Raw genomic sequence first — 12,559 nt, 5'->3', positions numbered from 1 at the left:
ATGCAAGGTTCACTCCAACCGCTCGTCGGCATGTTCAGCGGGGACGACACGTGCCTGGTGATCCCCGTCTACCAGCGCAACTATGACTGGCGGCGAGCCAACTGCGAGCGTCTGTTCCAGGATTTGGTGGAGACAGTCAAGAACGGCAAGGCGAGCCACTTCTTCGGCTCGATTGTCTACAAGGTGGAGGGAGGTGTCGGAGAGTCCACGATCATCGATGGCCAGCAACGCCTGACCACCGTCAACCTGCTCTTCCTTGCGCTCCACAAGGCGCTGACCAGCGGGTTGGTGCCGCCGGATGACCGGCTCACCAAGCGTATTGAGGACGGTTACCTACGGTCCGAGTACTCCTCGACCGGCTACAAGCTGAAGCTAAAGCCGGTCAAGGCGGACGCCTCGGCCTACACCAAGCTGTTCAATGAGCACCAGGAGAAGGATGATTCCTCCACGGTGACGGCAAACTACCGCTACTTCCTGGATCGGATCACTCAACTTGAAGTATCTCCGCAAGAGCTCTTCGACGCGATCCGCAAACTCCAGGTGATGCGGCTTCAGCTCGACGACGCGGATGACGCCCAGCTCATCTTCGAAAGCCTCAACTCCACCGGCCTCGACCTGTCGAAGGCAGACATGGTGCGCAACTGGGTACTGATGGGCCACGACCCGAAGACCCAAAAGCGGCTGTACGAGGAGTACTGGAACCGCATCGAAGAGGACGTCGACTACGACACCTCGGAATTCCTGCGCCAATTCCTCACCACCCGCTTGGGCCGCACCCCACGCATCGATGATCTCTACGACGAGTTCAAGGACTGGGTGAAGGCCGATGGCCGCCCGATGGAGCAGGTTCTGACGGAACTCCGCACCTTCGCACGGCACTACCGGCAGCTGCGCACTGCCAGCACAGGGCAGCCCGACCTTGATCGGCTGCTGTCCCGGTATAACCTGATTGATCGCAGCGTGACGCATCCCTTCCTGATGCTGATGATGGAGGGGGCCCGCCGTGGCGACCTCACCATGGGTGAGCTCTTCTCCACCATCCAGGTGACCGACACCTACCTGACGCGACGGTGGGCCCAGGGACTTCCGACGAACACCCTGAACAAGACCTTTGCCCTGCTGCACCGTGAAGCGAACAAGCTGGTGGGCAAGGGAGCCACTTGGCCCGAAGCCGTCGCCTACCACTTGCTGCACCGGACCGGTTCGGCCGCCTTCCCCACCGACGAGGAGTTCCTGGAAGCGCTGCAGACCCGCGACTTCTACCGGATCGCACCTCAGCAGCGGAACTACTTCTGGGAGTCCCTGGAGAATGGCCACTCCAAGGACGTGCTGCTCATCGCCGAACCGCTCGCTCGTGGCGACATCAGCATCGAGCACGTCATGCCGCAGAAGCTGACCGCGGACTGGCGCACGGAGCTCGGCCCGGAGCACGAACGCATCCACGCCACCTGGCTGAACCGTCTGGGCAACCTCACCGTCACCGGGTACAACTCGTCCTACTCAAACTCGTCCTTCGCGACCAAACGAGACCGGCCCAACGGTTTCAAGGACACGCCATATCGCCTGAACAACCAGCTTCGGGACCAGACGCAGTGGACCGAAGCCGAGATCGAGTGCCGTGGCGAGGACTTGGCACAACGAGCCTTGGCCTTGTGGCCCCTCCCGGAGTGCACCTTCGTGCCCCCGAAGCCGCCCGAGGACATTGAGGCCTTGAGTGATGAGGGTGACTTCACCGGGCGGTCCATCCTGTCGTGGGAACTGCACGGAACCGAACACCCGGTGACCACGTGGAAGGAGATGCTGATCGGGGTCCTGCAGACCGTCGCGCAGCTCGACTCCGCCGGGCTGCATCGAATCGCACCCCACACCACGGATCTCCGCCTACGTCCGGATCCCGATGACCAGAACCCAGGCTGGCGCACCGTCTCCGGAGATGTGCAAGTGTGGTCCTCCAGCTCCACCTCGTGGAAGATGACCCTGCTGCGTCGGGTGTTCACCGCCCTCCACCTCGACCCCGAGGAACTGCTCTTCCACATGAAGCCGGAGGCCGACTCCGATGAGTGACCGTCCGCCACGCCGGAACAGGAGACACGCATGACTCGCCCCGTACCCACACCGGTGTACCACTTCACGCGAATTGAGCACCTGCCCACCATCGTCCGTGACGGGCTGCTTCCAGATAACGCGGCACAGGCGAAGGTCCTGCGGCACGAGATCGGGAACAAAGACATCAAGGCTGCCCGCCGCCGAAAAGCAGTGCCCTGCGGGAACAAGGGGTTCGTCGCCGATTACGTGCCCTTCTACTTCGCTCCTCGCAGCCCGATGATGTACAGCATCGCGAGCGGCAACGTGGAAGGCGTCGATCCCGACACGACCAATCTTGTCTATCTGTGCTCCACAACCCAAAGACTGCAGGCCTCAGGGCACTCGGTTGTGTACACCAATCAGAATGCACGGGCACAGTTCGCGGAGATGACAACAGACGACGGAGCACTCGAGACAGACGACTTTGTTGACTGGCGGCTGATGCGGGCCAAGATGTGGAAGGATGACCCTGACAAGGACCCAAACCGCAAGAACCGACGGCAGGCCGAGTGCCTCGTCCAACCTCACGTAGAGTGGGACCTCATCGAAGAGGTCGTTACCAAGACCAGGGGCGCCCACGACCGGACCAAGGCGATCCTCGAGGCCGCTGGGGTGGAGACCCCAATTTTTGTCAGACCCACTTGGTACTTCTGAGGAGTGATCATGACGTTCTCGTACGGGAGTGGCAACCTCCTCACCCAACCTGCCGATGCGTTGGTCAACACCGTCAACACGCAGGGCGTGATGGGCAAGGGCATCGCCCTACAGTTCAAGAAGGCCTGGCCGGAGATGTACCGAGCCTACGCCGCAGCTTGCAAGCGCGGTGAAGTGCAGCCCGGCATGATGCACGTCTGGCCCACCAACGTGATGACCGGGCCCCGCTTCATCATCAACTTTCCCACCAAGCGCCATTGGCGCGCGCCGTCGCGAATGGAAGATGTAGAAGCGGGCCTAGACGATCTTGCCCGGGTGATCCAGCGCGAAGGCATCACTTCCATCGCGATCCCTCCGCTGGGCTGCGGTAATGGCGGTCTGCAGTGGTCCGAGGTGGAACCGCGCATCCGCGCCGCGCTGGCGGGAGTGTCCCAGCACACCGACATCCTGCTGTTCGCCCCGAACGGAGCGCCGGCTGCACACGAGCAACCCGTCGGTGGCGATGCTCCCAAGCTGACGCCCGCCCGCGCTGCACTGCTCGCTCTGATGCGAACGTACCAAGAACTCACTTTGGAACCCCCCAAGCTAATCGAGATCCAGAAGCTGGCCTACTTCCTCCAGAATGCGGGCGAACGGCTCCGGTTGAAGTTCGCCCCGCATCTCTACGGTCCGTATGCTGATGACCTGCGTAAGACACTGCGGGACATGGAAGGGCACTACATCGTTGGTTTCGGCGACGGTTCCTCTCCGGTGATAGCGGCGGAATCCATCCGCGTACGCCCCGAGACATTGCCTCGCCTCGACAATGTCCTGGAGGAGAGCCCTGCGACCAAGTCACACCTCCGCGCCACCATGGCGGCGGTGGAAGGCTTCGAGAGCCTCTACGGCCTGGAGCTGCTCTCATCTGTCCACTGGGTGATGGCTCATGACGATGCAGCTGCCCGGGATCCAGGGAAAGCCTTACGAGACATTCGCGAGTGGAGCAACCGCAAGGCCAACCTCTTCACACCCGAGCACGTGGAAACGGCGTGGAGGGCGGTCCATGACAGGCAGCTCCTTGGCGCCAACTGACCCTGGGAGAACCGTGAGCGAACTCCTTCCCACCCGGCAGGCCGACGTCCTGCAGACTGCTCTGCTGGACTACTTGACCACCACCTTCGCACTCGCGGACACCGATGCCCGCAGCGCATTGGCGGACTTCCTGCAGCACCAGAGCGACGGCATCTTCAAGGGCCCCTACATCAGGACCCGTCTGCCCTTCGCTCCGGCGGCCGAAGGGTGGGAGCAGTCGCTGGATGCCATCCCGGCGGGATTCACACCTTACGGGCATCAAGCCGCCGCCTGGGCACGGCTGTCCAGCCGCGGCAAGCGCCCCGACCCCACCCTGGTCACCACCGGAACCGGCTCCGGCAAGACCGAATGCTTCCTGATCCCGGTGCTCGACCATGTGCTGAGGGCGAAGCGGAACCCCTCGACAAGCTCGGGGATCGTGGGTGCAGGCTCGGGGATCGAAGGTACAGGCTCGGGGATCGCGGGTGGAAGCTCATCCCTTCGACAAGCTCAGGGAACAGATGGGATGGCTCAGGGATCGTCTGGGGGGACGAAGGCGCTCATCCTGTACCCGATGAATGCGCTGGCCAATGACCAGGCCCAGCGCCTCACCAGGCTCCTCACGGACAAGCCAGCTGACGGCTCGGCCAATCCCTATGCCGGGATCACCGCCGCCCTGTACACCGGGGAGGAGGGCCCCAAGCGCACCAGGGTGAGCGCCGACGGTCTGATCACCAGCCGCGAGATCATCCGCAGCCAGGCGCCGGACATCATCCTCACCAACTACAAGATGCTGGACCACCTGCTGCTGCGCTCCGACGACGCCGAATTGTGGCGCCAGAGCGCCAACACCCTGCAGTACGTCATCCTCGACGAGTTCCACACCTACGACGGCGCCCAGGGCACCGACGTGGCCATGCTGCTCCGCCGCCTCGGCCTCACACTCAAGAGCCACTGGACGCCCGGCCAGCACTCGCCCGAAGACGAGGCCCGCCCGCTGGGCATCATCACACCCGTCGGCACCTCCGCCACCCTGGGCGACGGCAGCGACTCGTCGGACATGGTCAGCTTCGCCAGCGAGATCTTCGGCGAGACCTTCGACGAATCCTGCGTCATCACCGAATCCCGTATCGCCCTGGACCAGTGGCTCACCGACGCCACGGTTCCTGACGGCTGCACTCCGGCGGCCCTGTCCGCCAGCCTCATCGACGACGTGGTCGCGAACCTCGGCGACAGCCTCGACGGAGACGTGATCTGCCGCGGCCTGCTCAGCGCCCTGTTCCGCACCGAGGACGGATCCCCCAGCCCCACGGACCAGCTCGAGACGTCCGACCTGCTGCGCCACGCCAAGGCCCTGCCGATCCTCGGCCAGCTCATCGAGGCCACCCGCACCGCCCAGGACCTCGACGACCTCGTCGAGCAACTGGTGCCCATCGACGCCCGCACCGCATCACCAGAGACGGCAACGGCCTTCATCAGCCTGCTCATTGCCGCCCTCAGCCACCTGCGCGCGACACTGGGCCGCAACGTCGCCAGCGTCGAAACCCACCTGTGGGTACGCGAACTGACCCGCATCGACCGCGTCGCCTCCAGTGCCGTCACCTACCAGTGGAGCGACGACGGCGCCCTCATCCCGCTGTCCACCGACGAAGCCACCGAAGGATCGGACAAGATCGCCTTCCCCGCCATCTACTGCCGCCACTGCGGCCGCTCCGGCTGGGGCGTCGAACTGGCAACCGTCGGCACCGAGCTGTCCGCCAATGACCGCAACATCCGCACCAACCACGCCGCCCACACCGGGCAGTTCCGCGCCCTGATCAGCGCCCCCACCGAGGCCGCCCGCGCCATCGACGAACCCATCGACAGCCTGCGCTGGCTCAACCTCAACGAACGTCGCATCACGGCAGAACTCCCCGACCGGGACGACCCCGACTATCGCCACGGCCGTCTGGTGCCCGTCCTGATGCTCACCGGCAGCGACGCCGGCGACGAGTCCCGCAAGGACACCTGCCCCAGCTGCCAGCAGCGCGACGGCATCCGCTTCCTGGGCTCGGCCGTCGCCACCCTGCTCTCGGTCAGCCTGTCCACCCTCTTCGGCTCCGGAGAGCTGGACCCAGCTGAGAAGAAGGCGCTGGTCTTCACCGACAGCGTCCAGGACGCCGCCCACCGCGCCGGCTTCGTCGCCGCCCGCTCGCACACCCTCACCATGCGCTCGGTGATGCGCGACGGCTTCACCGACGAGGCCGAGGAGAAGAACCTCGACGAGCTGGCCGACGCCGTCCTGCGCCGAGCCGGGGACGATCCCTTCCGCCGCTACCGGCTCCTGCCCAGCGAGTTCGTCAATGACCCCAAGATGGCGCCCTTCTGGGAGGCCCAGCGTCAGTCACTGGTTCCCCGCGATGTGCGGGACAAGGTCAAGCGTCGCCTGCTCTTTGACCTGACCCTGGAGTTCGGACTCAATTCCCGCGTCGGCCGCACCCTGGAACAGACCGGCTCGCTCAGCGTCCACGTCAATGCCGGCTCGGCGGCGATGATGGCCACCACCGCCCGCACCGTCCTGCGCAACGACAACCAGCAGACCCTCGATGATCCACTGGCCGACCTGGACGATGCCGTCCTCACCCAGTGGGTACGGGGCGTCGTGGAACACATGCGCACCCAGGGATCGATCGAGCACCAATGGTTCGACAACTACATCCGCAAGGACGGCCAGCGGTGGGCCATCTGGGGCGGGCGCCCGCGCAACCAGGGCATGCCAGCCTTCCCCAAGGGCCGCTCGGCCCCGGCCTTCCCGCGCATCGGCGGCTCCCGACCCCACGGCGACCCCCTGCTGGACTCCGTCTCCGACAGCCAGAGCTGGTACGCCCGGTGGACCGGACGCTGCCTCGGCATTCCGGCACAGCACGGGGCACGGTTGGTCCGAGCCCTGCTCGACCGGCTGGGCCGAGACCTGGTGCTGCGCACCACGCCCACCGAGGGCGGCGCCATCGTCTACGGCATCCTCCCGTCGCGCGTGCTGGTGAGTCCCACCACCGACGAGGACCTGCGCGCCGGACGCCACCAGCTGCGCTGCGACGTCTGCCACGGCCAGTTCACCGGCTCCGTCGAGAGCGTGGAACAACTCACCGGAGCCCCCTGCCTGTTCGCCCGCTGCGCCGGCAGGCTGAGTCCGTCCGCCATGGACGCGAAGAACTTCTACCGCACCCTGTACGCCAGCAGCGACATGCGGCGCATCGTCGCGCACGAGCACACGTCCCTGCTCGATGCCAAGACCCGGCTGGAGTACGAGAACGGGTTCAAGGCCAGTCAGGCAGACCCCCACAGCCCCAACACCCTGGTGGCCACGCCGACGCTGGAGATGGGCATCGACATCGGTGACCTGTCCGCCGTCTTCCTGGCCTCCCTCCCCCGCACCGTCGCGTCCTATCTGCAGCGCATCGGGCGCGCCGGACGCCAGACCGGCAATGCACTGAACCTCGCCTATGTGACGGGCCGCGGCGAGTTCCTGCCTCGGCTCGGTGATCCCACGTCCCTGATCAACGGGGCCGTGCGGCCCCCGTCGATCTATCTGAGCGCCGAGGAGATCCTGCAGCGTCAGTACCTGGCGCACCTGGTGGACCGCTTCGCCCGGGACCACGACGACGTGCACCATCCGCGCACCGCGCGTGCCGCCCTGGAAAGTGCCGCGCCCGGCACCTTCCTGGGTGAGCTCATTGACCTGGCCGAGGCCAATGCCGTCGAGCTGTGGACCTCCTTCGTCGAAGCCTTCGGCGACACCCTGCGCCCGGAAGCCAAGGAACATCTGCGGCAATGGGTGACGCCGGCCGACGGCCCGCACACCAGCCCATTGGCCGTGGCGGTGCACCACGCGTCGGACCGCTGGAGTGCCCACAAGGAGCTGTTGGAGCACCGAGCCATCGGCATCCAGGAATCCCTGCCTGCGTTGATCCAGGCCGCCAGCGTGGCCGCCGCCAGCGAGGATGACCAACGCTCCCTTCGCACCGCCGAAGCGGCGCTGCGGCTGACTCGCGCACGCATCAAGCAGCTCACCGGCGAGTACTGGATCTCCGTGCTGGAGGAGTTCGGGCTGCTCCCCAACTACACCCTGCTGGGAGATGCCGCGACCCTGGAGGTGGCGGTCACCTGGTTCGATCCCGAGTCCGGCAAGTACCAGTCCGAGGACAGCGACATCCAGCGCCCCACCGCACAGGCGCTGCGCGAGTTCGCGCCCGGCGCCACCTTCTACGCCCGTGGCTGGGAAATAGCCATCGACGCCGTGGACCTGGGCACCGAGGCCGACGGGATCCGGCCCTGGGCCTTCTGCCCCGCATGCGGTCATGCGCAGGACCTCGCCGAAACCGGACGCGAGCATGCCGCCACCGCCTGCCCCCGCTGCCGAGCCGAAGGCATGCGCGATGCCGGACAACGCCTCGACGTCGTGGAACTCACCCGCGCCTCAGCCGCCATCCGACGCGACGAGGCACGCATCGACGACCGCACCGATGAACGCAAGCGCACCCGCTTCAGCATCGTCACCGCGGCAGACCTGGACCCCACCGCCATCCAGAGCGCCTGGTACGTCGACGGCTACGACTTCGGCGCCCAGTACCTGAACCGGCTCACCATTCGCTGGTTGAACATGGGCCGGCGCACCACCACGGCTGCGGCACGTGAGATTGCCGGGGATCCGGTGCCCACCTCGCTCTTCCGGGTCTGTGAAGGTTGCGGGCACATCGACAATTCCACCGGCTCCAACTCGATGGACGAGCACCGGCCGTGGTGCCGTTTCCGCAAGGACATCGACGAACATGTCCGCCCCATCGCCCTGTCCCGAACCCTCACCACCCAGGGCGTTGTCATCCCCTTGCCCTGGACGGTGACGACGGGCGACTCCTTCGCGCTGCCCAGTCTGCAGGCAGCACTGCTGTTGGGGCTCCGGGACCAGTTCGGCGGGTCCCCGGACCACATCGGCGTCGCCGTCATGCCCTCGCCAAACCCTGACGGGAACAACATTCCGTCCCTGCTGCTGCACGACACCGTGCCAGGTGGCACCGGATACCTGGCAGAGCTGGGCTCGGCAGAGAACCTGTGGGACCTGCTGCTGCGTGCCTACCGCACCGTGCGGGACTGTGAATGCCAGCACGAGCGTCGCCTTGCCTGCCACCGCTGCCTGTTGCCCTTGGCCTCGCCACAGGATGTGGACCGGGTCTCCCGCAGCAGTGCGGCTCGACACCTGCGCGCCATCCTGCTTGCTGGGCAGGAATCCGACGAAGAGCCCGGTGACACGATGGGGTGGCAGACGACCGCCCAGCAGACCGTGGCACCGAGCCACGAATCCCACTTGGAACTGCGCTTCCGGGAAGCCTTCGTGGCGATGGCACGACATATCGGCGCCACCGTGACCGAGAGCCCCGGCCGCTGGGGCAACACGATCCACCTGCGCCTGGGCCATGCGGAATGGAAGCTGGAACCCCAGCTGGAGATCGGCAACTGCCGTCCCGACTTCGTCCTGACCAGCAAGCTCCCCGTCCCGAAGATCGCCATCTTCACCGACGGCTACGCCTTCCACGCCACCCCCCTGCACAACCGGATTGCCGACGATGCTGCCAAGCGTGAACTGCTGCGGCTGGCCGACATCGAGGTGCTGGCCGTCACGTCCAGGGATCTTGATGCCCAGGAGAACGCGAGCAGCCGACCTGTCCCAGAGTGGGCACAGAAGGCGCGACTGCCAGGGCTGACGCAGATGTACGGGTTCAGCCAGTCCATCCCCGACGCCGTGCTCGGCGGCCCCCTGGCCATCCTCGCTGCGTGGATCCAGGCGCCGGATCCCGACGCGTGGCGTCGCTTTGCCCGCGCCGTTCCCATGCTGGTGCCGATCTCCGCCCAGTTGGGGGTGCCCGAACGAGCCTCACTGGCCGAAATTGCGCCCGCCTTGCTGCAGTCCCCGGATCAGGTCACCGGCGACGGCAGCTCCAACTCATGGTGGTGGAGGCAGGGCCCGGTGGGCTTCCTGGCCCGTCGCAAGCCAGACACCCAGCCGATGCTCGTCGACGTCGCCCTGGTTCTCGACGACTCCCAGCAGGCCTTGACCAACGATGACTTCCGAGGCTCGTGGGAGCGCTGGTTGGAGCTGAGCAATGCGCTGATCTTCCGGCCTCTGGACGTGACAACCTCCATCGTGGCCACCAGCCAGGCAGGGCCACGGCCCGAAGCCCAGGCCGCTCCGCGTCGTATCGACCTCAGCGACCGCTGGCACGACGTTCTGGAGATCCACTTCGCGCCACGGATCGAACAGCTTGCCGAGGAGTTGTCCCAGTTGGGTGTTGCGGCACCGGACTGGGTGGGCGAGGAAGTGGGACAGTACGGCATCCCGGTGGACTTTGCCTGGCCCGACCGAAAGATCGTCGTCATGTCCGACGCTTCTGAAGAGGACATTCGGGACCTCGAATCCGAGGGCTGGCGCCTGGTTGAAGCCTCCGCCACCGCCATCGTCGCAGCACTGGAGGAGACCACCGCATGAGCAACCTGATCATGACCAAGCAGGGCAACCGACTGGACGGCTCCATCAAGCAGAAGGCATTCACCTTCCTGGAGAAGCTCACCACCGATGACACGGCTCCCGGCCTGCACATCGAGCCCATCAACAATTCCGCCGATCCGCGCGTGCGAACCGGACGAGTGGACCAGCAGTACCGGGCCGTGCTCTTCAAACTGACCAGCGGCAACGACACCACCTATGTCTTCCATGGCATCTGGAACCACGACGAAGCCATTGCCGTGGCGCAGAAGACCGTGCTGTCCCTCAATCCCATCAACGGGATGCCCGAGATCCGCGACGTCGAGGTGGAACGCGCTGAGGCCGGTCTTCCCCCCATCGTTGATCCCGCCTCGGCAATGGCCCACGATCCTGCGGCCCCCGCCAGTGACAGGGAGGTAGCGGCTGACACCCCAGAGACCGCCCCATTCCGGATCCACGCCACCGCGCAGGAGCTGGTGGGGGTGCTTGGACTGCCGAAGCGCCTTGCCGACCAAGCCGTCGACGCAAAGTCCGAGGAGGCACTCCTGGCCCTGCAGTGCGACGGGCCCGAGTGGCAACAGCTCGCCCTGGTGGGGCTGGCATCCGGCATGAGTGTCACAGAAATCCTGGAAGACCTCGGATCCCCCGTGGCTGCTGCCACGCCTTCCACTGCTGTGTCGGACGAGGCACTGTTGGAGCGTCTGACCCATCCGTCGGCTCGGATGGAGTTTGCGCCCATCGACGGCATGGAGGAGCTGCGACGGGTCATCGAGAGCGGCGACTTCGGGGCTTGGCGGGTCTTCCTGCACCCCGAGCAGAGCAAGTGGGCCACCAAGCGCAACAATGGGTCCTTCCGGCTGTCTGGTGGTGCTGGCACGGGCAAGACCGTCGTCGTCCTGCACCGGGCCAAGATGCTGGTGGACCAGTCCCCCCGGGCGCGCGTCGTGGTGACGACGTACACCGTCAATCTGGCCAACGCACTGTCCCGTGACCTGCGACGTCTGGACCCGTCAATCCATCAGGCCCAAGCACTGGGTGAAGCAGGCGCCTACATTGGCGGTATCGACGCCATTGCCCGGCAGGTACTTCGTGGAGCCGGGGCTGCGCTGGCGTCGGCCGTGGCCGCCGTGCTGGGGATCAGCCGCGGCGAGCTCGGACAGCCGACGCCCAATGACGGATGGCGCCAGGCCATCCGCGAGTCCGGCGCAGACCTCCCCGTTGCTCTGAAGTCCGCCAGGTTCTTCGAGGCGGAGTATGCGTTGGTGGTCCTGCCCAACCGCATCACCAATCTGGAGAGCTATCTGCGAGTCCGCCGCCCAGGCCGCGGAGTACGGCTCAACCGTGCCGAGCGCACTCAGGTGTGGCGCGTGGTGGAGGCCTACCGTCGCAATTCCTACATGGCGGGAACCCTCGACTTCCAGGAAGTGGCGACCATCGCCGCCGTACACCTGGAGACCGTCGCGGCCAATAGTGGCGGCCGCGTTGCGGATCACGTCCTGGTGGACGAGGGTCAGGACATGACGCCGGCGCACTGGCAGCTGCTGCGTGCATTGGTGGCCGAGGGGCCCGACGACCTATTCATTGCCGAGGACAGCCACCAGCGGATCTACGGCAACAAGATCACTCTGAAGCACTTCGGCATCTCCGTGCAGGGACGGTCCAGACGGCTCACCCTCAACTACCGCACGACTGCGCAGAATCTGCACTACGCGGTGTCCATCCTCGACGGTGGTGAGTACCAGGACCTTGAATCCGAGGCCGAGAGCACGGCCGGATACCGGTCTGCCCGTACCGGCCCTCGTCCCGTGCTGCGTGGCCTTGCGTCGCTGCCGGATGAGCTCGACTTCGCTGCCGAAACCATCCGACGGTGGATCAAGGACCTCGACGGCGCGCAGTTGGAGACCATCGCCGTGCTGGTGCGTGACAGCCGACAGCGAGATCTGGTGGTTGCGGGCCTCGCGGAACGAGGAGTCAGCGCCCGCGCGGTGGACCGGGACCAGCCCAAGGCAGGTGCCCCGGTTGTCATGACCATGCACCGGGCCAAGGGCAGCGAATTCACCCGGGTCCTGTTGTTCGGAGTGTCAAAGGGATCCATCCCGATCAATCTCCGCGACTTCGACTACTCGCCCGACGAGCTGCAGGACGCGCTACTCAGGGAACGGTCACTGCTGTATGTGGCGGCTTCTCGGGCGCGCGACGAGCTGGTGGTCACTTGGAGTGGCGAGGCGAGCGAGTTGACGCCGCAGTAGAAAT

The 12,559-nt window shown here is 65.8% G+C and carries 5 protein-coding genes; all 5 read left to right on the top strand.

The features are described 5' to 3' along the window. From ACTQ49_RS05375 to ACTQ49_RS05355, 5 genes are read left to right on the top strand one after another with little or no spacing between them, the layout of a single operon-like run. Positions 1-2,064, top strand: coding sequence for a DUF262 domain-containing protein (locus tag ACTQ49_RS05375; protein WP_441826818.1), 2,064 nt, complete (start codon positions 1-3; stop codon positions 2,062-2,064). A 30-nt stretch (positions 2,065-2,094) separates the two neighbouring features. Next, positions 2,095-2,739, top strand: coding sequence for a type II toxin-antitoxin system toxin DNA ADP-ribosyl transferase DarT (darT, locus tag ACTQ49_RS05370; RefSeq protein ID WP_441826817.1), 645 nt, complete (start codon positions 2,095-2,097; stop codon positions 2,737-2,739). Between the two features lie 9 nt (positions 2,740-2,748). Next, positions 2,749-3,810 (top strand): type II toxin-antitoxin system antitoxin DNA ADP-ribosyl glycohydrolase DarG, encoded by a 1,062-nt coding sequence (gene darG / locus ACTQ49_RS05365; protein WP_441826816.1) that lies wholly within the window; start codon positions 2,749-2,751, stop codon positions 3,808-3,810. A 13-nt stretch (positions 3,811-3,823) separates the two neighbouring features. Further along, positions 3,824-10,309 (top strand): DEAD/DEAH box helicase, encoded by a 6,486-nt coding sequence (locus ACTQ49_RS05360; RefSeq protein WP_441826815.1) that lies wholly within the window; start codon positions 3,824-3,826, stop codon positions 10,307-10,309. Next, positions 10,306-12,555 (top strand): 3'-5' exonuclease, encoded by a 2,250-nt coding sequence (locus ACTQ49_RS05355; RefSeq protein ID WP_441826814.1) that lies wholly within the window; start codon positions 10,306-10,308, stop codon positions 12,553-12,555. The genes ACTQ49_RS05360 and ACTQ49_RS05355 overlap by 4 nt, the downstream gene beginning before the upstream one ends. The last annotated feature ends 4 nt before the right edge of the window (positions 12,556-12,559 follow it).

It is taken from the genome of Luteococcus sp. Sow4_B9 (genome assembly GCF_052116585.1).
Classification (GTDB): Bacteria; Actinomycetota; Actinomycetes; order Propionibacteriales; family Propionibacteriaceae; genus Luteococcus.
Note: the sequence above shows the minus strand (reverse complement) of the source record. Positions and strands in the feature narration are given on the sequence as shown.